Source organism: Cytobacillus gottheilii, from assembly GCF_018582665.1.
Classification (GTDB): Bacteria; Bacillota; Bacilli; order Bacillales; family Cytobacillaceae; genus Cytobacillus; species Cytobacillus gottheilii.
The window spans coordinates 1,510,029-1,533,209 of sequence record NZ_CP071709.1; the positions used below are offsets into that span (position 1 = coordinate 1,510,029).

Here is a 23,181-nt window from a genome sequence, read left to right on the forward strand (position 1 = left end):
CAATTTTTTGTTCATTATGCATAAAAATAAATGTTTATTAATAAAAATACATCGTTTGAGGTGTTCACATGGAAGGTTACCTGCACTTAGAAAACGGAGAGACCTATAAAGGAGAATGGCTGTCCCATTCATTAGATCATGAGGTAAAAGGGGAAATAGTCTTTTTTACTGGCATGACAGGCTATCAGGAAGTGATCAGTGATCCTTCGTACAAAGATCAAATCATTGTTTTTACGTATCCGCTAATTGGAAATTACGGAATCAATGAAGACCATTTTGAAAGCAAAAAACCGCATGCAGCGGGGGTTATTATTTATGAGAACAGTGAAATGCCATCACATTACAAAGCCAAATATACGTTTAAACAATATTTGGAGAAATGGAATGTACCGGTATTAGGGCACATGGATACAAGGGCGATTGTCAAGAAAATAAGAGCTCATGGCACAATGGGAGCTGTTATGACAAAAGAAGCTGACCTTGATAAAAAGAAATGCTCTTTAAAAAAGGATCAAAAGGTAAGGAAGGTAGTGTCATCTGATATTGAACATTTTGGAGATGGAAAGAAGCATATTGTGGTCATTGACTATGGTGCAAAGAAATCGATTGTCGACTGTTTGCTGAAAAGAAATTGCCGGGTCTCAACCATTCCATACTCTGCATCCATCAATGACATTCATAATCTTAAACCAGATGGAATAGTCCTCTCAAATGGTCCAGGAGATCCAAAAGAATTAGAACAGAAGCTACTTGTTATTAAGGAAATGGTGCAAAACTATCCCACGCTTGGAATTTGTTTAGGACATCAGCTGGTTGCCCTAGCTCTAGGTGCAAACACCAAAAAGCTGCGATTTGGTCATCGCGGGGCAAACCATCCGGTTGCTGATCTGGAAAGAGGAAAGGTATTTATGTCCTCACAAAACCATAGTTATGTTGTGGATGAAGACAGTTTACACGGTACTGGTCTTAAGAAAAGATTTATCAATTTACATGATCAGTCTGTTGAGGGCCTTGTACACGAAGAGCTGCCTATACAAACCGTTCAGTTTCACCCTGAAGCACATCCAGGGCCGTCTGATGCAGAATACATTTTTGATGAGTTTTTGAAATTGACTACGCTTAAGAAGAGGAGTTATATAAATGCCTAAAAACAACAGTATCCAGTCGATCCTTGTGATTGGATCAGGCCCGATTGTGATTGGGCAGGCTGCAGAATTTGATTATGCAGGCACACAAGCATGTGCAGCATTAAAAGAAGAGGGATATAAGGTTATCCTCGTAAACAATAATCCCGCAACCATCATGTCTGATGAAAAGTTTGCGGATCGTATCTATGCAGAACCGCTAACTGCTCTTAGTCTAACCAAAATTATTGAAAAAGAACGTCCTGATGGCCTGCTTGCAACCTTAGGAGGGCAAACGGGACTGAATCTTGCTTTTCAGCTGCATGAACAAGGTGTACTAACCAAATTTAATGTTAAGCTATTGGGCACAAGTATCGACTCCATTAAACGTGGAGAAGATCGAGAAGCTTTTCGTGCAACAATGAAAAAATTAAATGAGCCTGTGCCAGATAGTGAAGTGGTAACAGATGTAGCTGCGGCAATAAAGTTTGCTGAGGAGATCGGCTTCCCAATTATTGTTCGTCCAGCTTATACACTTGGCGGAACTGGAGGAGGCATTGCTGATAGTATGGAGGTGCTGAAACCTCTTGTTGCAGGAGGTTTGAAGGAAAGTACGATAGGTCAATGTCTCGTTGAAAAAAGCATTGCAGGATACAAGGAAATTGAATACGAAGTCATGCGTGACTCGAGTAATACGTGTATTACAATCTGCAATATGGAAAATATTGACCCAGTCGGTATCCACACTGGCGACTCAATTGTCGTTGCACCTTCTCAGACATTGACAGATGAAGAATATCAGATGCTGAGAACTGCCTCAATCAAAATTATTTCGGAATTGGGCATTATTGGTGGATGCAATATCCAATTCGCACTAGACCCTAACAGTCAGTCATACTATCTTATTGAAGTAAATCCGCGTGTCAGCCGCTCTTCAGCCCTGGCTTCCAAAGCAACCGGATACCCAATTGCAAGAATGGCTGCAAAGCTGGCAGTTGGTTATCAATTATCAGAATTGATTAATCCTGTAACAGGAGATACGTTTGCAAGCTTTGAACCTGCGCTGGACTATTGCATTGTCAAATTTCCGAAATGGGCTTTTGATAAATTTCCATATGTGGATCGAAAACTTGGCACACAAATGAAAGCGACAGGAGAGGTAATGGGAATAGATCGGAATTTTGAACGTGCTCTCCAAAAAGCAGTTCATTCATTGGAGCTGGACTGCATTGGATTATCTTTACCAGAGCTGCAGCAGTGTAAAACCTCTTTATTACTCCAATATTTAAAAGAGCAGAATGATCAGCGCTTCTTTATCATGATGGAATTGCTTCGCAGAGGTATGAAAACAGAGGAATTACATCAAGCAGCCAACATGGATTATTTCTTTTTAACTGCATTTGAACGTTTAGTGAAGATCGAAGGACAAATTAAAGGAACGTCAGCTGAAACCGTAACAGAGAAAGACCTTGCATTCTTTAAAGAAAAAGGTTTCTCTGATACATTCTTAGCTTCTGCCTGGAACAAAAAAGAAGCAGACATTCGCCTTTTGCGCAAAGAACTCGGTGTTTTACCTGTTTATAAAATGGTTGATACGTGTGCGGCTGAATTTGAAGCACAATCCAATTACTTTTATTCAAGCTATTATGGAGAAAATGAACAAACCTTTAGCGATAAACCTAAGGTGCTTATTATTGGGAGCGGTCCTATTCGGATCGGACAGGGAATCGAATTTGATTATTGCTCTGTTCAAGGTGTTTATGCGTTAAAAGATGCCGGAATTGAAACCATCATGATTAATAATAATCCCGAAACAGTGAGTACCGACTATACGACTGCTGATCGCTTATATTTTGAACCGCTGATACTAGAAGATGTTCTTAATGTAATCGAAGCTGAGCAGATTGAACAAGTTATTGTTCAGCTAGGAGGGCAGACTGCATTGAACTTGGCAGAACAGCTTGAAGACTATGGGGTTACATTACTAGGCACAAGCTCAAAAGAAATAGCAAAACTAGAAGACCGGGAATTATTTTACCAGCTGCTCGATGAATTGCAGATCCCTCATATTGACGGAGATTTGGTTCATTCAAAGCAAGAGCTGGATACTGCAGTAGATAAGATTGGTTTTCCTGTCCTGCTTCGTCCTTCATATGTAATCGGCGGAAAAGGGATGGAGTTAATCAGAGATGGTGTTAGCTATAAAAACTACTTGCATTCTAAACGGATTGTCTATCCAGTTTTAGTGGATCGTTTCCTTGAAGCAAAGGAAGCAGAGCTTGATTTAGCAGCTGATGGAGTTCATATCCATGTACCAGCGATCATGGAGCATATTGAACATACAGGTGTTCACTCAGGCGATAGTATGTCAATGCTGCCTCCGCAAACCTTGTCACTAGCAGTACAGGAAAAGATGCTTACTTACGCAAAACAGATTGTCCAAAAACTGAATTACAAAGGCTTAATGAACATTCAGTATATTATAGACGGAGAACAGGTGTATCTGCTGGAGGTAAACCCGCGTGCAAGCCGGACAGTGCCAATTGTCAGCAAAGTAACTGGTGTTCCAATCGTACAAATTGCGACAAAAATATTGCTTGGGAAATATGACATGGAACAAGATCAATTCCCTGCATACCAATTTCCCTTTGTATGTGTTAAATATCCTGTATTTTCAAATTATGCGTTAAAAGGTTTGGATAGTTTTGTTGGACCGGAAATGAAATCAACTGGTGAAGGGATTGCCTTAGCTTCTGATATCACAGAGGCATTAAGAAAGGCATTCGAATCGAGTTTAAAACCTGGATTTGAAAAAGTAATCATTTCTGCTGATGTTTCCGTGATACAAGAATTTGCGGATGAATGCAGCAGTTACGGTGTGAAAATGGTTCCTGCAAATGCTTTTGATTGGAGTCATGATAAAGCTATAGCATTGTATAATCCCTTCGAAGGCAATCATGCTGCGGCTGAGAGGGAGCTTGCTGTAAAGAACAGATTAATTTCGTTCTCGAAGAAAGAATCATTGGAAGCCTTTTTACAGGCGTTAAAGAATACAGAGTGGGAAGTAACGAGTATGAATGAATGGCTGCTGAGAAGCGGGTTAAAAGTAAGTGAAGGAGTGAATGTATCATGACAGGACTTATAGCAGATGAAATCAATCTAAATATGAAAGGCAAAGATTTTTTAACACTGGCTGATTTTAGCACAGAGGAAATTAATGGTCTTCTATTGAAAGCACAGCAATTAAAGCAAGGTATCTATTCAGGGGAAGACCCCACGCTTTTAAAGGGTAAAATACTCGGCATGATTTTTGAAAAATCATCGACGCGCACAAGAGTATCTTTTGAAGCAGGGATGCTGCAATTAGGCGGGCATGCTCTCTATTTAAACAGCAGCGATCTGCAGATAGGCAGAGGAGAGAGTGTTGCTGATACTGCAAAGGTGCTATCGAGCTACGTTGATGGTATTATGATCCGCACTTTTTCCCATAAATTAATTGAAGAACTGGCAGAACATGCAACCATTCCTGTGATAAATGGGTTAACAGATCTTTACCATCCGTGCCAGGCACTTGCCGATATGTTAACAATCCTTGAAGAGAAAGGAAGTCTGAAAGGAATCAAGCTTGTTTATGTCGGTGATGGAAATAATGTTGCACATTCTTTATTAATCGCATCCGCTAAATTGGGGATAAATATGACTATTGCTTGTCCTAAAGGCTACGAACCGCAACAGACTGTATTACAGCTGGCCAAAGAATTTGCACAGAAGAGCGGTGCAGAGATTGCTGTAAACTACGATGTTGAGGAAAGTGTGAAAAACGCGGATGTCATTTATACGGATGTCTGGACGAGTATGGGACAGGAAGCAGAGAACGAAAAACGACTTATGATCTTTAAAGATTATCAGGTAAATGAAGAACTAATGGCATTAGCCAAGCAGGATTCAATTTTCCTTCATTGTCTGCCGGCACATAGAGGTGAGGAAGTGACAGCAGCTGTTATTGATGGTCCAAACTCTTCAGTATTTAATCAGGCAGCAAATCGTCTGCATGTTCAAAAAGCACTTTTATCAGAATTATTATAAGCCTATTTATAAAAAATGCTCAATTCCGTTATAAGGAATTGAGCATTTTTGGGTCTAATCAGGAAAATACTAAAACGAGTGTCCCGGCGATAAAACAATAAAAAGCAAAGATCTTCAGATTGCCTCGAGCCATAATGCCCATAAACCATTTTAAAGAAAAATAAGAGGCAATTAATGAAGCAATAAACGCTATGACATATGGTATAGCAAGGGTAGAAATATTCGGATCGTTCAGCATGTCGCTAAAGCCTAATATAGCACTCCCAACACTAACGGGAATATACATTAAAAAGGAAAAGCGCAAGGCTGTTTCCTGCTTCATGCCTAACCCCATTGCAGCTACAATGGTAGCTCCTGATCTGCTTATACCAGGAATTAACGCTACTGTTTGTGCAAGACCAACAATAATTGCATCTTTTAAAGTAATGGTTGAATCATTTTTTCTTCCCCGCAGGTTTCTGATGATCCAGAGGGCAACCCCTGTAACTAACAATGTAATACCAACGGTTTTAATATTGCCTGTTAAATAATCACCAAATAGTACACCAATTACACCTGCCGGAATTGTTGCAACAATTAAATAAATAATAAAACGAAAGTCCGCTTCTGCCTTTTGGTCCTTCGTTTTTAAATAGAGCACACCATTTTTGACGAGCCTATATATATCTTCTCTGTAGATGAGAAGGACAGCAATTAAAGAGGCAGTATTGACAAGAATAGCAAAGCTCATTCCTACAATATTTAAGTCAAAAAAATAAGCAGCAATTTCTACATGTCCGCTTGATGAAACGGGAATGGGCTCAGTTAAGCCTTGAAGTAACCCAAGGAATAAATATTTGAGCAAAGTAATAAAATCAGTCACATTGTTATCCTCCAGTATTAAGATGACACCATTTCATTAAACAATAAAAACAGTATATAAGTAAAGCAATAGCTTGAAGTTCAATGGAAATAATTTTACTAAATTGAATAAGACATAAAGGCAATACTAATAAAGACTTATTTGAATAAGGGGGTTATTCTTTTGGGACAAAATCGACAATTTAAAGCAGGTCAGGCAGCACCTAACAATGGGATCTATATAGAAGTCGGCGAAACTGGAAGCAATGTCAACAACCCGCAAATGATCAAACTAAAAGCTGGTGATCATTTTCCTGAAAACTCAAATCATAACCGGATATGGACATACAAACGCAAACCTTAAAACACAGCAAAAGCCATTCAATGAAAAGTTGAATGGCTTTACATATGTAAAAAAACGGATATAATAAAATAAAGGTCAATAATGGTCAAAGGAGGATGTGCGGATGGATATAAATTCAATGACACAGCATGTTCGGGAAGGGTTAATAAGTGCGCAAAACTTAGCTGTTCGCAAAGAACATCAGGAAGTTGATGATCTGCATCTGCTTTATTCACTTATTGTAAAAACAGAAGGATTAACTTCATCAATCTTAAAAGCAGCATCCATTAATGCGGATCAGCTGATCCATAATATTGAAAATCAACTACAAACAAAACCACAAGTTTCCGGCAGCGGAATTAAGGCAGGAACATTATATATTACAAATACACTGCAACAAGTATTAGCTGAAGCAGAAAACCTTATGAAAACGTGGCAAGACGAGTATTTATCTGCCGAACATTTTTTGTTGGCATTGTTAAAAGTGAAGAAATCGGCAGCAGGGAAACTGCTGAGAGAATCAATTAATGAAGAAGGTAAATTAGAGGGAATCATTAACCAAATAAGGGGGAATCAGCGCGTGACCTCGGAAAATCCAGAAGCAACTTATGATGTGCTGAAAAAATACGGAAGAGACCTTGTCGAAGAGGTAAGAGCAGGTAAGGTGGATCCAGTCATTGGCCGTGATCAGGAAATACGCAATGTTATTCGGATATTATCACGCAAAACCAAAAACAACCCGGTATTGATCGGTGAACCGGGAGTTGGGAAAACAGCAGTTGTAGAAGGACTTGCACAGCGGATTGTCAGAAAAGATGTTCCAGAAGGTTTAAAAGACAAAACGATTTTTTCACTTGATATGAGCTCTTTAATCGCAGGAGCAAAGTTTAGAGGAGAGTTTGAAGAAAGGCTAAAAGCGGTATTAAATGAAGTGAAAAAGAGCGATGGGAAAATACTGCTGTTTATCGATGAGCTTCACACCATAGTTGGCGCAGGAAAAACAGAGGGTGCTATGGATGCCGGCAACATGCTTAAGCCCATGCTTGCCCGAGGAGAACTGCATTGTATAGGGGCAACCACTTTGGATGAGCATCGCAAGTATATTGAGAAGGATCCAGCACTTGAACGGAGGTTTCAGCAAGTTTTAGTACAAGAGCCTAATGTGGAAGATACAATCTCCATTTTAAGAGGGCTAAAAGAACGGTTTGAAATTCATCATGGAGTAAATATTCATGACCGTTCTCTAATTGCTGCTGCCACCCTATCTGACCGCTATATTACAGATCGATTTTTGCCAGATAAGGCGATTGATTTAATAGATGAAGCATGTGCAATGATCCGTACGGAAATGGATTCAATGCCAACTGAGCTAGATGAGGTAACAAGAAGAGTCATGCAGCTGGAAATTGAAGAAGCTGCACTGCAAAAGGAGAAAGATGCCGTAAGTAAAGAACGGCTTGTTATCCTGCAAGAAGAACTTTCTGCTTTAAAAGAAAAAGCAAAAACCATACAGACAAAATGGCTGCTCGAAAAAGAAGGAATTCAACGATTACAGGAGAAAAGAGAACAATTAGAAAAGCATCGACGTGACTTGGAAGATGCGGAAAATAAATACGATTTAAACACCGCTGCTGAATTAAGACATGGGAAAATACCAATGCTGGAAAAAGAATTGAAGATCCTTGAGAAGGAAGTTAATGAAGGACAATCAGATAAGCTGGTACGGGAAGAAGTAACAGAGGAAGAAATTGCAGGGATTGTCGCCAGATGGACAGGCATCCCTGTTGCAAAGCTAGTAGAAGGAGAACGTGAGAAGCTGCTTCGGCTGGAGGAAATCTTACAAGAAAGAGTTATTGGCCAAAATGAGGCAGTTCAGCTTGTGTCTGATGCAGTAATTAGAGCACGTGCTGGTATTAAAGATCCCCATCGTCCAATCGGTTCTTTCTTATTTCTGGGACCAACAGGAGTAGGTAAAACAGAGCTGGCCAAAGCATTGGCACAAGTGTTATTTGACAGTGAAGATCAAATGATTCGTATTGATATGTCGGAATATATGGAAAAACATTCAGTGTCAAGATTAGTTGGTGCTCCTCCAGGGTATGTTGGCTATGAAGAAGGCGGACAGCTTACTGAAGCAGTAAGACGAAAACCGTATTCGGTCATCTTATTAGATGAAATTGAAAAAGCACATCCTGAAGTTTTTAATATTTTACTGCAGGTGTTAGATGATGGACGAATTACTGATTCACAAGGAAGAATGGTTGACTTCAAAAATACAGTGATTATTATGACATCCAATATAGGTTCAAATTTCTTACTGGAACGCGATGAAGTGCGAGAGAATGACTATATTATAGAAGAAACTAGAAATAATGTACTTCATCAGCTTAGAAATCACTTTAAACCAGAGTTTATCAACCGCATAGATGAGATTATTCTCTTTAAACCTTTATCGCTTGCCGATTTACATGGAATTGTAAGAAATATGCTAAATGAACTTCAAGAAAGATTGACCGATCAGCAAGTGAATTTACGAATAACGGATCATGCAGTTGAATATATTGCTGAAAATGGCTATGACCCTATTTATGGTGCTCGACCGTTAAAACGCTATATTCAAAAAAATGTAGAAACAGCACTGGCAAAGGAAATTATCTCTGGGACGATAAAAGAAGAAAGTGACGTTGTCATTGCTCTGGAGGAAAATAAACTGACAGTAGCCGTAAAATGAAAAATCTTATCAAATAAAATATCGTCAGCCTGAAAACAGGCTGACGATATTTTAACAATTAATGAATCGCTTTTTTCTCTGCAGGCTCGTCTGGAATGATGGCAGGAATAACATAAATTAATAGAGTTGCTGCAACTGCAAGGATCGCACTAGTTTGAAAATCATAAGAAGCGCCTAGCATATTACCCGCAACATACGATAGCATTTGAACAAGCAGAAATGTCCAAATGAAAGTCCACAAATACTTCATCAATAGTTCACCTCTTACATAATTGAATCCCTTTACATCTTACCATAACAACCCAAAATAATAAACTTGAATGTGGCAAGAAAAGCGGAAGCGCCTTGCTCAGCCCCGACAAGCTTAAGACAAGACGGCTAGAAGGTTGCTCTTTAACCTTCTGGACGGATTGGCTTAAGACCTCGAGGGGCTAGGCGCTGCAGCTGGACAGAGAAAAGCGGAAGGCGCTTGCCCAGGGGCGACAAGCATAAGACAGGCCAGGCAGAAGGTTGTTCTTTAACCTTTTGACTGGAATGGCTTATGACCTCGAGCCCCTAGCGCCTGGAGCTGGACAGAGAAAAGCGGAAGCGCCTTGCTCAGCCCCGACAAGCTTAAGACAAGACGGCTAGAAGGTTGCTCTTTAACCTTCTGGACGGATTGGCTTAAGACCTCGAGGGGCTAGGCGCTGCAGCTGGACAAAGAAAAGCGGAAGCGCCTTGCTCAGCTCCGACACCTCAAGTGGCTAGCCGCTGAGAGATTAATGATGCTTTGGTATTCTCCAAAAATAGGTAATATCCCATTCCAATTCAACTATCCAAGCATACATTGAATATGAACGAAAAATAAAAGGAGTTTTTGGAAATGAAACACCGAAACTTTAAGATGGATACTGAATGGAGCATGATTCATTACCCTGATAAGCCAAGTGGTTTCGGTATATTAATTATCGGGGATGAAAGGCACTTCGTAGACGAAAACAGCAGTTTTTGGACTCAAAATGAAGGAAAAGCAGCATTAATTCACAAACTTGAAGAAGCAGGATATACGATCTTTTATTCCAATTTATTCGGAAGAAACTGGGGAAGCAATGAAGCGGTTCAAATGGCGAAAAGCCTGTATGGTTATGTGACACGGACTGAAATTCTTAATGATAAAATTCATATAATTGCAGAAGGTATGGGGGCTTTGGCCGCATTAAAGTTAATGGACGTGATGGGGGACAAAATCCGTTCAGCGGTATTTATTAATCCTATATTATCTGTAAAAAACCACCTTAACCAAGAGAAAGAACATAAATTCTTTTATAAAAAATTATTAAAAGAACTTGCGGCCTCTTATAAAACGGAAAGCAGTAAAGTCATTGAATTGGTTAATACCTATGATGAACAATATTTAATTGAAAACCTAAAATCACCAGTAAAAATCATTCATGTATTATCCGGGGGAAAAGCGTATAAGCAATCAAATATGCTCAAACAGCTTTCTGTAAAATGGAAGGATGAAGAAGCGCCGATATCCGTCTATTATATTGTTCCTGAGAAAATGCAGCTGATGGGGACGCAAATGATCGGTTTTTTTAAAAAATATGAGAAAGTGCTGTGAAACTTGTGCATACGCTACAGTAAGGATGTACTTGGGAGGATTTATATGAATGATTCAGTAATCATATATGGCGGTTTTGATTTTATTGGTTTTCATCTCACTAAAGGGCTGCTTGATGAAGGTTATAGCATATCATCAGTAAGATCAGACTTATTCGCTGATGATATGCTTGAAAACAAGCGTCTTGAGCTAGGAAGAAATGCAAACTTCTTAGAATGGGATGACTTAAAAGAACCATTTGGCAGCGAGATGCCAAAACACATTTTTTTTGACTTTTATAGTTTGTACTTGCGCAATGACACGAAAAGAATTAAAGAGATGTATGGCAAATGGATAGAACATGCAAAAAGTGCGGCAGGAGCAGATACAGAGATTACGCTATTATTGCCAGTTCAGATGGAGATAAATCAATATATCTGCAGATCAGAAATAAAAGAAGCTTTTAAGGAACACGAAAATAAGATATGTTTCATCTTTTTGCCGACTATTTATGGTGAATGGCAGCCTGAAGAATTTGCCTTTCAACAGGCATGTTTAAAAAAAGCAGATCAAGCTGGCACTTTAACGATCAGTGGCCGCGAATGGCAAGAGGATGCTATTTATGTTCAGTATACCATTAAGGCGATATTGGATATCTTCGAAAAAGGATCATCTGGAGATTGGTTCGTTCGAAATAAGATTGCTGGGCAATGGCAGCACTGTGCTGCACTCTTAGAGATTGAAAAAGAATACATTCGACATACAGAGAGAGAAGCAAAGCTTCCAGAACACCTGCACATTTATGAAATCGAATCCGATGAAGAGAAATGTGAGGGCATAAAAAAACAGAAGCAACATATTGTATTCAACCGTATATAGCTGTGCATACTCTGCAGTGAAAAATCAAGTATAAAGAAGCCTGTATAAGTGATATTGGAAAAAAATCTTTTCAAACAGCGTCATAGCAAGGTAAAATAGGACTAGTGCAGGAAAATTTCACCTAGATTGAAAGTTTTGCAGCTTTCCAAATGAGAGGCGGAGAAAGAAGAGATGCATCTTTTATTCAAGAAATTCGGGTTCCTTCTTTTGTGCCTTATTTTTTTATCTTCATGCGGACAGGCTATGTCGCCAGGAACATTGCAGAAGGCTGGTTTATTAGTGCCTGACACAGTGAACGATCAAGTATGGGGAACAAAAGGCTATAAAGGAATGCTAAAGATTCAATCTCATTATAATATTGAGGTTTATTATAAAGAGGGGATGAACTCTGCAGCGATCGTCCAGCGTGCAGTAGAGGAATTTGATCAAAAAGGTGTCAACCTTATTTTTGGGCATGGAAATGAGTATGCTGAATATTTTAATGATTTTTCCGAAGACTATCCTCATATACAGTTTGTCAGCTTTAATGGTGATGCAAAAAACAAGAATACGACAAGCCTAGGATTTGAAGGATACGCAATGGGGTTTTTCGGTGGAATGGTCGCGGGTCATATGACAAAAACAAATACGGTTGGCGTGTTGGCGGCTTTTGAATGGCAGCCTGAAATAAAGGGATTTGCTGAAGGCGCAAAATTCCAAAATAAAGATGTTAATGTTAAAATAGAATACGTCGGAGGCTGGGACGATCATGAAACAGCCAATATCATGCTGGGGAAGCTAAATAATACAGGTGCGGATGTTATTTACCCTGCTGGAGATGGCTACAATGTCCCGATAATCGAAAAAATAAAAGAAAACGGGCAATATGCGATCGGTTATATCTCGGATCAGAGTGATCTTGGGGAATCAACGGTGTTAACAAGTACCATTCAGCATGTCGATGTCTTATATGAGCTTGTTGCTGATAAGTTTAACAATGGAGAGCTGCCATCAGGGAATTTATCTTTTGATTTTCAAGATGATGTCATTTCATTAGGTAAGTTTAGTCCAGTGGTGGATCAAGTTTTTAAAGAAGAAATGAACCAAGCAATCAATCAGTATAAAAGCACAGGAAAGCTGCCAAATAATGAGCAGCAGTAAAACGGAGGATCTAACTATGCAATCAAATGATAAAACGATGGAATTTATGGCGATCGCAATGAAGTACTTACCGGAAGCGAAGCAGCAGCTTGAAGAGGCTGGAGTAGAGCTTTCTATGGAAATGATTCAGCCATTTATGTCGTTATTTACAAAAGTTATGAATGAGGCGTACGAGCTAGGAAAAGAAGATGCATTAAAAGAAGACTAAAACCGGCTGATGCCGGTTTTTTTGCATTTTACATTAGCAGTGCAGGAAAATAACCGGCACTGGACAACTTACAACGAAGTATATTTGCTTTTAAGGTTTCCTCTTTACTCCAGGAGAAATGTGATTTGATTAGTCTTTTTTATTTAAAAACTTTTGCAGTAGCGGCCCGGCTTTTTTCATCAATGGCTTCAATTCACCAACAGATGACATCAATGTGCCAAGATTATTCATTAACCCATCCAAATCAACATTTTCAAGGATCTGTTCAATCTTTTGCTGTGCAGCGCTATTAACGTCTTTAGCCTCTTTATCCTCTTTAAACTCTATGTCTTCAGCTTTTCTTCTGCCTAAAATCCAGTCCTGCTTTACAGAACGCTCTTGTCTATTGCTCCCAAACATTAACTGAGAGAAAGGGTCCTGTCTAAATTCTTTGTCTTTATCACTCACTTGAGTCTCCCCCCGCCTACACTCATTGCTTTTTACTAGAATGAGTCTGAAATAATCGAAAACAGCACAAACTAAAAATATATAAAAGGTTTTAAAGAATTCTACATACAGATCTTCTTTTAGTCATAGTATATGTGTTTAATTTCAAAGTGTATGGACATTCATATCAATTAGTTGCAAAAGTGGCCCTGTTTTTGATAAAATTAGTACCAAGTCATAATAATTGATAATAATATTAAATATTGGATTGCAATGACCATTATGTTGGGAGTGGAAAATATGAATGCAGGTGTACTAGGTCTCGGCAGAGCATTACCTGAAAAAATTTTAACAAATAGTGATCTTGAAAAGATGGTAGATACATCTGATGAGTGGATCCGAACACGCACAGGTATTCGTGAAAGAAGGATCGCTGATGACCAGACAGATACGTCTGATTTAGCTTACCAATCTGCAGTAGAAGCATTAAAAAATGCGAATATAACAGCGGAAGAACTTGATTTGATTCTTGTAGCGACAGTAACACCAGATCAGCCTTTTCCAAGTGTAGCATGCATGCTGCAGGAACGGCTTGGTGCTAAAAAAGCTGCAGCTATGGATCTTAGTGCAGCATGTGCTGGGTTTATGTATGGCATGATCACAGCGCAGCAATTCATTAAGACTAACGCCTATAAATACGTCCTAGTTGTCGGTGTAGAGAAACTTTCAAAAATTACAGATTGGGATGACAGGAATACAGCTGTCTTATTTGGAGATGGAGCAGGTGCAGCAGTAATGGGACCGGTCTCAGAAGGAAGAGGAATTTTATCTTTTGAACTGGGAGCTGATGGATCTGGCGGAAAGTACCTTTACCAAGATGAGAATATTGTTATGAACGGCCGAGAGGTGTTCAAATTTGCAGTAAGACAAATGGGTGAAAGCTGTATTAATGTCTTAGAAAAAGCAGGATTATCAAAGGAAGATGTTGACTTTTTAATCCCTCATCAGGCTAATATAAGAATTATGGAAGCTGCTCGTCAACGCCTTGACCTGCCGGTTGAAAAAATGTCAATGACCGTTGAAAAATACGGAAATACCTCTGCTTCCTCTATTCCCATTGCAATGGTAGAAGAGCTGGAGGCCGGAAAAATTAAAGATGACGATCTGATTGTTATGGTCGGTTTTGGCGGCGGTTTAACATGGGGTGCAATTGCACTTCGCTGGGGAAGATAAATTTTAATCACAATAACATTTAAAGGGGCGGTATTATTTATGAACAAGAGGAGAGTTGTCGTTACGGGAATTGGTGCTGTAACACCACTCGGGAATAATGCACAGACATCTTGGGGTAATGTTAAAGAAGGTAAATCAGGTGTCGGACCATTAACGAGGTTAAATGCAGATGAATATCCAGCAAAGGTAGCAGCAGAAGTAAAAGATTTTAATGCTGAAGAATTTATAGATCGTAAAGATGCACGTAAAATGGATAGGTTTACCCATTATGCCATTGCAGCTTCATTAATGGCTGTAGAGGATGCTAAGCTTGAAATCAATGATCAGAATGCGGAACGTATTGGGGTATGGATTGGTTCAGGGATTGGCGGAATGGAAACATTTGAAAATCAGTTTGAAACCTTTTTAAATCGCGGATACCGCAGAGTCAGCCCATTTTTTGTTCCAATGATGATACCAGATATGGCAACAGGGCAGGTTTCTATTACATTAGGTGCAAAAGGCTTTAACTCTTGTACCGTAACAGCATGTGCAACAGGTACAAATTCAATCGGAGATGCCTTTAAGGTCATACAGCGCGGAGATGCTGATGCCATGATCACTGGAGGTGCAGAAGCACCAATTACAAGGATGTCTGTTGCCGGTTTTTGTGCAAATACTGCTTTATCAACGAATCCAGATCCACAGACAGCGAGCAGACCGTTTGATAAAAATCGTGACGGGTTTGTTATTGGAGAAGGTGCCGGAATCCTTGTACTGGAGGAAATGGAGCATGCATTAGCACGAGGAGCGGAAATTTACGCAGAAATTGTTGGGTATGGCGCAACTGGCGACGCATATCATATAACAGCTCCTGCGCCAGGCGGAGAAGGCGGAGCACGAGCGATGAAAATAGCAATTAATGATGGAGGCTTAACTCCAGAAGATATCGATTATATAAATGCCCATGGAACAAGCACAGATTATAACGATAAATTCGAAACATTAGCCATTAAAGAAGTGTTTGGAGACCATGCTTATAAATTGGCTGTAAGTTCTACAAAATCAATGACTGGCCATTTATTAGGAGCAGCTGGCGGTGTTGAAGCTATTTTCACACTGATGGCAATGAAGGAAAACATTCTTCCTCCTACCATTAATTACGAAACACCTGACCCAGAGTGCGATTTAGATTATGTGCCTAACCAGGCAAGAGAAAAAGAAATTAAAGCAGCTATGAGTAATTCACTAGGATTTGGCGGCCATAACGCAACCATCGTCTTTAAAAAATTTAGTTAAAAATAAGCGAAAGCTGACTCTATTGAAAATGGGAGTCAGCTTTTTTGCATAAATGGCACACATGAACCAAGACATTCGTTCTTTCATAACCTATTGAATGAGGAAAGTAAAGGAGACGATTGACTTGGGATTATAAACACCAGCGTATGGCTGGAACAGCATTTTGATAAACCATTAGACATCATCAAAAAGATTATGCCGCTTTTTCATGAAGATGAGCCTGAAAAGCTATATCAGTACTTAAAGAGCTTTGGCATGTATACTCCTAACCGCAAAACCTATGATTATGTTCAGAAATTGCAAAAACAGGATGTATGGCTTCAGGTGAATGAGCTATTTAAAATGTATCAAAGGAAATGGAATGGACCAGATATCCCCATTTATATTTTCCCTGTTGAAGCAAGGCAATCCCTTTTTGTGAGACATCAGCTTGGAAAGTCAGGCGTTTCTTTTAAAGATAAAGTTTTTCTCTTTTTATCGCCTGCAGAAGACCCCAAAGAACTTGAAGCTTTATTCGTACATGAATACCATCATGTCTGCAGAATGAATAAATTAAAGAAAGCAGTTTCCGAGTTTACCCTGCTGGATTCCATTGTATTAGAGGGTTTGGCAGAACACACAGTAAAGATCTGCTGCGGTGAAGATTATGTTTCTGACTGGTGCACATATTATACGGAAAAAGAAATTGAAGCCTATTGGAAACAGTTTATTAAACCATATTTAACGAAGAAGAAAAAAGAAAGGCTTCATGATCATGTATTATTTGGAAAAAGAAATGTGCCAGACATGCTTGGATATGCAGCTGGTTATGTAATTATTTGTAAATATGCAGAAAATAATCAAATTACCTTGTTAGATTCCCTTACAAAACCCGCTGATAAATTTATATCTGCTTGGAATGCTGATACAGAAGCATTTGAGTAATATACCAAAAAGGAGAATGAAAAAATTCTCCTTTTTTTAATTAATCTGGAAAGCGTTGTCATTATTGGTTTATTCGCAATGTATTTAATAATAAATTTATTTTAAATTAATGAAAAAAGAAGAATTTTAAAAAAACTTCTTGAACTCGTAATGTTTTTGTAATAATATACAGATAATTAATCTGAAAATTTCCGAAATTAATATATTCTAAAAAATAGAAAAACGCTATTTTAATATATTTATCGGAGTCTATTTTTTAAAGATGGACGGGGGATATTATGACAGCACTATTAGAACTCAAAAATTTAAAAACACACTTTATGAAAAAAAAGGCCAATATTCCAGCCGTTGATGGTGTTGATTTAACAATCCAAAAAGGAGAAACAGTAGCACTTGTTGGAGAATCCGGTTCTGGAAAAAGTATTACATCTCTCTCCATTATGCGGCTCATTCCTAGTCCGCCAGGTAAAATTGTTGATGGTCAAATTCTATTTAATGGACAGGATTTAGTTACACTTACAGATGATCAAATGTGTAAAATCCGCGGAAATGACATATCAATGATCTTTCAGGAGCCAATGACATCATTAAATCCGGTTTTAACAATCGGAGAACAAATTATAGAAGTGCTGATGTATCATCAGAAATTGAATAAAAGCCAAGCAAGGACAAAAGCGGTTGAAATGTTAGAACTTGTAGGATTCTCAAGAGCAAAAGCTTTAGTCGACGAGTATCCTCACAGACTGAGCGGAGGCATGAGGCAGAGGGTCATGATCGCAATTGCGATGAGCTGTAACCCAAAACTTCTAATTGCTGACGAACCTACGACAGCATTGGATGTAACAATTCAGGCGCAAATTTTAGACTTAATGAAGGACTTGAGCAAAAAATACGATACTTCCATTCTACTGATCACACATGACCTTGGTGTCGTTTCAGAGGTGGCCGATAAAGTAGTCGTTATGTATTGTGGACAGGTAGTTGAAGAAGCAATGGTAGAAGATCTTTTTGATGAACCGCTTCACCCATATACAATAGGCTTAATGGGTTCCATCCCTTCATTAGATGATGATTTAGACAGACTGCAATCCATTGAAGGAAATGTGCCGCCACCCGAGCATTTTCCACAAGGCTGCCGATTTGCTCCACGCTGTCCGCATGCATTTGATAAATGCAGAAGCGCACTTCCAGCATTAATGGATGTTGAAGGCGGCTCACGGAAGGTACGTTGTTTCTTGCACGGAGATAAGGAGGCTACTTCATGAGTACATTAACAAAAAAAGATTCTAATTCTAGCATTATTACAGATTCAGACTATATCTTAGAAGTGAATGATCTAAAAAAACATTTTCCTGTTAAAGCGGGAATTCTTCAGCGCAATGTGGGTTCTGTTAAAGCAGTCGATGGATTGTCATTCAAAGTTAAAAAAGGGGAAACCATTGGGATTGTTGGAGAATCGGGCTGTGGAAAATCTACTGCTGGCCGTACACTAATAAGACTATACGAGCCTACTGCTGGAGATATCTTTTTTAAAGGCAGAAATATTAGCAAAATGAGCGAATCAGAATTGCGCAGAACAGTGCGTAAGGATATTCAAATGGTCTTCCAGGATCCTTATGCATCATTAAATCCAAGGAAAACATTAAAATCAATTTTATTAGAACCAATGAAAACTCATAACATGTATAAAGGAAAAGAACGTGAGGATAAACTTGATGAACTATTGGACCGTGTTGGTTTTAATCCATTGTTCATTAACCGATACCCACATGAGTTTTCCGGAGGGCAAAGACAGAGAATCGGGATTGCCAGAGCATTGACACTAAACCCAGACTTAATCATTGCAGATGAAGCTGTATCTGCTCTTGACGTGTCGATTCAAGCTCAAATTATTAACCTGATGAAAGATCTGCAGGAAGAAATGGGACTAACCTATGTATTTATCTCACATGACTTAAGTGTTGTCCGTCATATTAGTGATCGTGTTGGGGTTATGTACTTAGGGAAAATTATGGAGTTTGCTCCGAAAAAGGATATTTATGAAGAGCCTCTTCACCCATACACTCAAGCTCTATTATCAGCTGTTCCAACTCCGAGAAAGAAAGGCACAGCACCAAGGGAGCGCATTATCTTAAAAGGTGATCTGCCTAGTCCGGCAAATCCTCCTGCAGGCTGTGTATTTCATACACGCTGTCCTGCAGCAACAGCAATGTGCTCAGAGAAAGTACCTGAATTTAGAGAAGTGAAAAAAGATCATTTTGTTGCATGTCATTTGTATTAACTTACTTAAAACAAATACCATTAGTTATTTTCCCTCTATATAGGGAAATAAACATAAGTTTTCAAAAATATTTGAAAGGGGGCGTTGCTGCAATAGCATACTCCGTTTCTAAAGATTTGCAATATTCACAAATAATATTTAGGGGGAAGATGAATGAAAAAGCAAGCATGGTTACTTAGTGTTCTTTTAGTATTATCAATGTTTCTTGCGGCATGTTCTGGAGGAGGCAATGATGCAGCAGATACTGAACCAGAAGAAGAGCCGGAAGCTCCAGCAGAACCAAGCGGTGAGCCAGTACAAGGCGGCGATTTGATCATTGGTTCATCTGGTGCACCAACAATGTTTAATGGTTTATATTCAAGTGATGCATCAAGCTCTGACATTGAAGGTATGATCTTTGATTCCCTAGTTGGATCAGATTTAGAATTCAATCCAGTAACTGACGGCGGTCTTGCTGAAGAAGTTGACGCAGCAGAAGACGGCTTAACTTATACAATCAAACTTAAAGAAGGCGCAACATTCCATGATGGTGAAGCATTAAATGCAGATGATGTTGTTTTCACATACAACATTCCATTAAGCGAAGAATATGATGGCCCTCGTAAATCTTATTTTGAGGCAGTAGAATCTGTAGAGAAAATTGATGATTACACTGTTCAGTTCAACATGAGCAAAGTAGATGCTCAATTCCCAGTTGTTGGTCTAGGTTTCGGTATCCTTCCTGAGCATATCTTAGGAGACGTTCCAATTCCTGAACTTGGTGAGCATGAATTTAATACAAAGAACCCAATCGGTTCTGGTCCATTCAAGTTTGAAGAGTGGAGAGATGGCGAGTACGTTAAAGTTGTAGCTAATGAAGATTATTGGGATGGACGTCCATATTTAGATTCAGTAACATACAAAATTGTTCCAGATGCAAATGCTATTTTAGCACAGCTTCAAGCTGGAGATATTCATTATTATGCTGGAGTTGCTCAGCCTGACGTACCAACAGTTGAAAGCTTTGCAGATGCTGCAGGTATCCGTTTAGAAAGCGGCCTGGCTCTTTCTTACACATTCTTAGGACTTAACCAGCGTATGGAAATGTTCCAAGATGTATCAGTTCGTCAAGCAATTACACATGCAATCGATCGTGAAGCTATTGTTGAATCAGTTATGGCTGGATATGGTGAAGTAGCACACGTACCTGAAAGTCCATTAAGCTGGGCTTACAATCCAGATGTACCAAAGTTTGAATATGATGTAGAAAAAGCGAAGCAAATGCTTGCAGATGCTGGCTGGACTCCTGGCGATGACGGCATCTTAGAAAAAGACGGCGAAAGATTCTCTTTTGAAGTAAAAACAAACCAAGGTAATAAAGTGCGTGAAGATATCGTTGTTATTCTTCAGCAGCAATTAAAAGAAGTAGGAATTGAAATCGTTCCTCAAATCGTTGAGTTCAGCTCATTAATCGCTGATATCGACCCAGGCGTTTGGAACTTCGAAGGAATTGTATTAGGATGGAGCCTTGGAACTGATCCAGATCCAAGCGGAATCTTCCATACGAAAGAAATTGAAGCAGGATTAAACTTTACTGCATACTCTAATCCTGATCTAGATGTTCTTATGGACCAATCTCTACAAGAACTAGATAAAGAAAAGCGTAAAGAACAAATCGGTCAAGTTCAGCAAGGTCTTGCAGAAGATCAAGCATACACATTCTTATACTACCCTGAAGAATTCCGTGCATTGCCTGAAAACTTACAAGGTTATGAATTCCATGCGAAAAACCAACTTTACAAAATTAACAAATGGTGGTTAGAGCAAGAGTAATTCGTTTTACTGAAGAAAGGGAATGGAAATACCCTTCCCTTTCTTTATCTTTGAGTATAGGAAAATAAAAAAATTAGCTGTTAATTTAAACACGCGGACAAGCTTTTTAAATACTGAAAACCCTACAGGTTATATGTGATAACTGTATTTAGGATAAATAATAATTTATTAAGAGAAGGAGAATAGGCGATGGTCTCATATATTATTCGGCGAACAATAATGGCTATTCCCTTGCTATTTGGAATTACCATCCTATCATTTGCAATCATTCAAGCTGCACCAGGAGATCCAACATCATTAATGATGGATCCATCCATGAAACCTTCAGATAAAGAAGCGTTTCGAGAAAGATATGGACTAGATGAACCCATCCATATCCAATATATTACGTGGCTTGGAAATATGGCGCAGGGTGATTTTGGAGATTCAATCATTAAGCGGGGAACTCCTGTAAGTGAATTAATCATGAACAGGCTGCCAAATACTTTATTACTGATGCTGGTTTCAACTATTCTGGCAATTTTAATTGCTATACCTTTTGGAATATATTCGGCCATGAGGCCTTATACCAAGCTGGATTATACAGTCACTGTGACTTCTTTCTTAGGAGTAGCGACACCGAATTTCTGGCTCGGATTAATGTTAATCATGTTCTTATCCGTAACATTAGGCTGGTTTCCAACTGGTGGGGTAGCGACATTAAACGCCGACTTTAGTTTATGGGATCGAATTCATCACTTAATTCTTCCGGCTTTTGTGTTAGCAGTAGCAGATATGGCTGCACTAACAAGATACACACGTTCTTCAATGATGGATGTATTGAAACAGGATTATATCCGAACTGCAATGTCAAAAGGTTTTAAAGAGAAAAAAGTAGTTTTAAAACATGGTCTTAGAAATGGGATGATCCCAATCATTACGATTTTTGGTCTAATGCTTCCATCCTTTATTGGCGGAGCTGCGATTACGGAGAGAGTATTTGCATGGCCAGGAATTGGACTTTTATTCATTGAATCAGCCTTCCAGAGGGATTATCCAGTCATTATGGCATTAACAGTTATTTCAGCAGTCTTTGTTGTCATTGGGAACTTATTAGCAGACATACTATACGCGGTCTTTGATCCGCGAATTGAGTATTAAAGGAGGGGTTACAGTGTCACAAGTTAATCCAGAAATATCACAAAAAGAATTAGAACTGAACCCCAATTTAATGGAAAAACCAGATACATTAACGAAAATCTTTATTAGAAAGTTTATGAAAAATAAATTGGCGGTTGTTGGAGCAATCTTTTTGCTCGCCATCGTATTAATATCAATTCTGGCGCCAATCATTTCTCCGCATCCATATGATCAGCAAAATTTGCTTGCCAAATTACAGCCTCCAAGTGCGGATTACTGGCTTGGAACTGACCGTTATGGCAGAGACATATTTACAAGGTTAATTTATGGAGGCAGAGTATCTCTCCTAGTAGCCTTTGGTTCGGTATTAGGAGCAATTGTTATTGGAATTACAGTGGGAGCTCTAGCTGGCTATTTTGGAGGAATTGTAGATGCTGTTCTAATGCGCTTTGTAGATGTAATCATCTCTATTCCAAGTATCTTCCTACTAATTACAATTGTAACAATCTTCGGATCTAGCTTACAAAATCTAATCATTGTATTTGCTTTAACCAGTTGGACAGGGACGGCAAGACTTGTGCGAGGAGAGTTTTTATCACTAAGATCAAGAGAGTTTGTCCTTGCATCTAAAACAGTAGGAACTAAATCATATAAAATCATCTTTACACATATTCTTCCAAATGCAATGGGACCGATCATAGTTGCAGCTACATTGCTTGTTGGAGGGGTAATCTTATCAGAAGCGGCTCTCAGTTATTTAGGATTGGGAATACAGCCTCCGACTGCAAGCTGGGGGAACATGCTTCAGGATGCTCAGAACTATACAGTAATGCTAACAGCTCCATGGTATCCATTCTTCCCGGGATTCTTAATTCTGTTAACAGTACTAAGTGTTAACTTCATCGGTGATGGATTAAGAGATGCACTCGATCCTAAGACATTAGAATAGGCAGGCAAAACCACTGACAGTGTTAATGTCAGTGGTTTTTTTGTTTAAAAACGGCTTTTCAATTTTGCTTAGAAAAATTATATGGAGGGATTTGGAAAAGCCAATGTCCTTTGCATAGGATTAAAAGGGTCTTACATGAGGGATAAGGAGAATATGCAATGTTAAGTCATAGAAGATCAATCAACAGAATATATTAGATTAAATTGAGTTAAATCTATAATGGCTA

General features: G+C 38.9%; 20 protein-coding genes. 17 read left to right on the forward strand and 3 right to left on the reverse strand.

The features are described 5' to 3' along the window. Positions 1 to 68 precede the first annotated feature (68 nt). Genes J1899_RS07425 through argF form a run of 3 tightly spaced genes read left to right on the forward strand, consistent with a single transcriptional unit; the run spans position 69 to position 5,210 of the window. On the forward strand, positions 69 to 1,148 hold the full coding sequence (locus J1899_RS07425; RefSeq protein ID WP_214478261.1) for a carbamoyl phosphate synthase small subunit: 1,080 nt from the start codon (positions 69 to 71) through the stop codon (positions 1,146 to 1,148). Further along, positions 1,141 to 4,257, forward strand: coding sequence for a carbamoyl-phosphate synthase (glutamine-hydrolyzing) large subunit (carB, locus tag J1899_RS07430; RefSeq protein WP_214478262.1), 3,117 nt, complete (start codon positions 1,141 to 1,143; stop codon positions 4,255 to 4,257). The genes J1899_RS07425 and carB overlap by 8 nt, the downstream gene beginning before the upstream one ends. Further along, positions 4,254 to 5,210, forward strand: a complete 957-nt coding sequence (gene argF / locus J1899_RS07435) for an ornithine carbamoyltransferase (RefSeq protein WP_214478263.1) — start codon at positions 4,254 to 4,256, stop codon at positions 5,208 to 5,210. The genes carB and argF overlap by 4 nt, the downstream gene beginning before the upstream one ends. Positions 5,211 to 5,268: 58 nt before the next feature. Here argF and J1899_RS07440 read toward each other — a convergent pair whose 3' ends face one another. Beyond that, positions 5,269 to 6,072 (reverse strand): undecaprenyl-diphosphate phosphatase, encoded by an 804-nt coding sequence (locus tag J1899_RS07440; protein ID WP_246586610.1) that lies wholly within the window; start codon positions 6,070 to 6,072, stop codon positions 5,269 to 5,271. Positions 6,073 to 6,228: 156 nt separating this feature from the next. Between J1899_RS07440 and J1899_RS07445 the strand changes: the two genes are divergently transcribed. Next, positions 6,229 to 6,414 (forward strand): YjzC family protein, encoded by a 186-nt coding sequence (locus J1899_RS07445; RefSeq protein ID WP_180320287.1) that lies wholly within the window; start codon positions 6,229 to 6,231, stop codon positions 6,412 to 6,414. A gap of 103 nt (positions 6,415 to 6,517) precedes the next feature. After that, positions 6,518 to 9,124 (forward strand): ATP-dependent chaperone ClpB, encoded by a 2,607-nt coding sequence (gene clpB, locus J1899_RS07450; protein WP_214478264.1) that lies wholly within the window; start codon positions 6,518 to 6,520, stop codon positions 9,122 to 9,124. Positions 9,125 to 9,182: 58 nt separating this feature from the next. On the opposite strand, the gene J1899_RS07455 is transcribed toward clpB, so the two are convergent. Further along, positions 9,183 to 9,374, reverse strand: coding sequence for a YjzD family protein (locus tag J1899_RS07455; RefSeq protein WP_066447571.1), 192 nt, complete (start codon positions 9,372 to 9,374; stop codon positions 9,183 to 9,185). A gap of 612 nt (positions 9,375 to 9,986) precedes the next feature. Between J1899_RS07455 and J1899_RS07460 the strand changes: the two genes are divergently transcribed. From J1899_RS07460 to J1899_RS07475, 4 genes are all read left to right on the forward strand, one after another. Further along, positions 9,987 to 10,727: a lipase family protein gene (locus tag J1899_RS07460; RefSeq protein WP_214478265.1), complete on the forward strand. Its 741-nt coding sequence runs from the start codon at positions 9,987 to 9,989 to the stop codon at positions 10,725 to 10,727. Positions 10,728 to 10,772: 45 nt separating this feature from the next. Continuing rightward, positions 10,773 to 11,585 (forward strand): hypothetical protein, encoded by an 813-nt coding sequence (locus J1899_RS07465; protein WP_214478266.1) that lies wholly within the window; start codon positions 10,773 to 10,775, stop codon positions 11,583 to 11,585. A 171-nt stretch (positions 11,586 to 11,756) separates the two neighbouring features. Then, positions 11,757 to 12,725: a BMP family ABC transporter substrate-binding protein gene (locus J1899_RS07470; protein WP_066447563.1), complete on the forward strand. Its 969-nt coding sequence runs from the start codon at positions 11,757 to 11,759 to the stop codon at positions 12,723 to 12,725. A gap of 16 nt (positions 12,726 to 12,741) precedes the next feature. Next, on the forward strand, positions 12,742 to 12,933 hold the full coding sequence (locus J1899_RS07475; protein ID WP_214478267.1) for a ComZ family protein: 192 nt from the start codon (positions 12,742 to 12,744) through the stop codon (positions 12,931 to 12,933). A 129-nt stretch (positions 12,934 to 13,062) separates the two neighbouring features. Here the strand turns inward: J1899_RS07475 and J1899_RS07480 are convergent, their stop codons facing one another. Continuing rightward, positions 13,063 to 13,380: a hypothetical protein gene (locus J1899_RS07480; protein WP_214478268.1), complete on the reverse strand. Its 318-nt coding sequence runs from the start codon at positions 13,378 to 13,380 to the stop codon at positions 13,063 to 13,065. A gap of 279 nt (positions 13,381 to 13,659) precedes the next feature. On the opposite strand from J1899_RS07480, the gene J1899_RS07485 reads away from it, so the two are divergent. From J1899_RS07485 to opp4C, 8 genes are all read left to right on the forward strand, one after another. Continuing rightward, positions 13,660 to 14,592, forward strand: a complete 933-nt coding sequence (locus J1899_RS07485; protein ID WP_066447557.1) for a beta-ketoacyl-ACP synthase III — start codon at positions 13,660 to 13,662, stop codon at positions 14,590 to 14,592. Between the two features lie 39 nt (positions 14,593 to 14,631). Then, positions 14,632 to 15,870 (forward strand): beta-ketoacyl-ACP synthase II, encoded by a 1,239-nt coding sequence (gene fabF / locus J1899_RS07490; RefSeq protein WP_214478269.1) that lies wholly within the window; start codon positions 14,632 to 14,634, stop codon positions 15,868 to 15,870. 195 nt (positions 15,871 to 16,065) lie between these two features. After that, positions 16,066 to 16,794: a DUF2268 domain-containing putative Zn-dependent protease gene (locus J1899_RS07495; protein WP_214478270.1), complete on the forward strand. Its 729-nt coding sequence runs from the start codon at positions 16,066 to 16,068 to the stop codon at positions 16,792 to 16,794. Positions 16,795 to 17,072: 278 nt separating this feature from the next. After that, positions 17,073 to 18,059 (forward strand): ABC transporter ATP-binding protein, encoded by a 987-nt coding sequence (locus J1899_RS07500; protein ID WP_066447546.1) that lies wholly within the window; start codon positions 17,073 to 17,075, stop codon positions 18,057 to 18,059. Further along, positions 18,056 to 19,075 (forward strand): ABC transporter ATP-binding protein, encoded by a 1,020-nt coding sequence (locus J1899_RS07505; protein WP_214478271.1) that lies wholly within the window; start codon positions 18,056 to 18,058, stop codon positions 19,073 to 19,075. The genes J1899_RS07500 and J1899_RS07505 overlap by 4 nt, the downstream gene beginning before the upstream one ends. 153 nt (positions 19,076 to 19,228) lie before the next feature. Continuing rightward, positions 19,229 to 20,887: a peptide-binding protein gene (locus J1899_RS07510; RefSeq protein WP_214478272.1), complete on the forward strand. Its 1,659-nt coding sequence runs from the start codon at positions 19,229 to 19,231 to the stop codon at positions 20,885 to 20,887. A 189-nt stretch (positions 20,888 to 21,076) separates the two neighbouring features. Beyond that, a complete protein-coding gene (locus J1899_RS07515) occupies positions 21,077 to 22,027 on the forward strand; it encodes an ABC transporter permease (RefSeq protein ID WP_066447539.1) in 951 nt (316 codons plus the stop codon). A 13-nt stretch (positions 22,028 to 22,040) separates the two neighbouring features. Next, entirely contained in the window at positions 22,041 to 22,955 is a 915-nt protein-coding gene (gene opp4C / locus J1899_RS07520; protein ID WP_066447535.1) for an oligopeptide ABC transporter permease, read from the forward strand. The last annotated feature ends 226 nt before the right edge of the window (positions 22,956 to 23,181 follow it).

Excerpts from the sequence above, each read along its gene's own strand:
- fabF (WP_214478269.1), top strand. The coding sequence starts at position 14,632 with ATGAACAAGAGGAGAGTTGTCGTTACGGGAATTGGTGCTGTAACACCA.
- J1899_RS07475 (WP_214478267.1), top strand. The coding sequence starts at position 12,742 with ATGCAATCAAATGATAAAACGATGGAATTTATGGCGATCGCAATGAAG.
- J1899_RS07460 (WP_214478265.1), top strand. The coding sequence starts at position 9,987 with ATGAAACACCGAAACTTTAAGATGGATACTGAATGGAGCATGATTCAT.
- clpB (WP_214478264.1), top strand. The coding sequence starts at position 6,518 with ATGGATATAAATTCAATGACACAGCATGTTCGGGAAGGGTTAATAAGT.
- carB (WP_214478262.1), top strand. The coding sequence starts at position 1,141 with ATGCCTAAAAACAACAGTATCCAGTCGATCCTTGTGATTGGATCAGGC.
- J1899_RS07470 (WP_066447563.1), top strand. The coding sequence starts at position 11,757 with ATGCATCTTTTATTCAAGAAATTCGGGTTCCTTCTTTTGTGCCTTATT.
- J1899_RS07505 (WP_214478271.1), top strand. The coding sequence starts at position 18,056 with ATGAGTACATTAACAAAAAAAGATTCTAATTCTAGCATTATTACAGAT.
- J1899_RS07510 (WP_214478272.1), top strand. The coding sequence starts at position 19,229 with ATGAAAAAGCAAGCATGGTTACTTAGTGTTCTTTTAGTATTATCAATG.
- J1899_RS07495 (WP_214478270.1), top strand. The coding sequence starts at position 16,066 with ATGCCGCTTTTTCATGAAGATGAGCCTGAAAAGCTATATCAGTACTTA.
- J1899_RS07455 (WP_066447571.1), bottom strand. The coding sequence starts at position 9,374 with ATGAAGTATTTGTGGACTTTCATTTGGACATTTCTGCTTGTTCAAATG.
- J1899_RS07425 (WP_214478261.1), top strand. The coding sequence starts at position 69 with ATGGAAGGTTACCTGCACTTAGAAAACGGAGAGACCTATAAAGGAGAA.
- J1899_RS07515 (WP_066447539.1), top strand. The coding sequence starts at position 21,077 with ATGGTCTCATATATTATTCGGCGAACAATAATGGCTATTCCCTTGCTA.
- argF (WP_214478263.1), top strand. The coding sequence starts at position 4,254 with ATGACAGGACTTATAGCAGATGAAATCAATCTAAATATGAAAGGCAAA.
- J1899_RS07500 (WP_066447546.1), top strand. The coding sequence starts at position 17,073 with ATGACAGCACTATTAGAACTCAAAAATTTAAAAACACACTTTATGAAA.
- J1899_RS07465 (WP_214478266.1), top strand. The coding sequence starts at position 10,773 with ATGAATGATTCAGTAATCATATATGGCGGTTTTGATTTTATTGGTTTT.
- J1899_RS07485 (WP_066447557.1), top strand. The coding sequence starts at position 13,660 with ATGAATGCAGGTGTACTAGGTCTCGGCAGAGCATTACCTGAAAAAATT.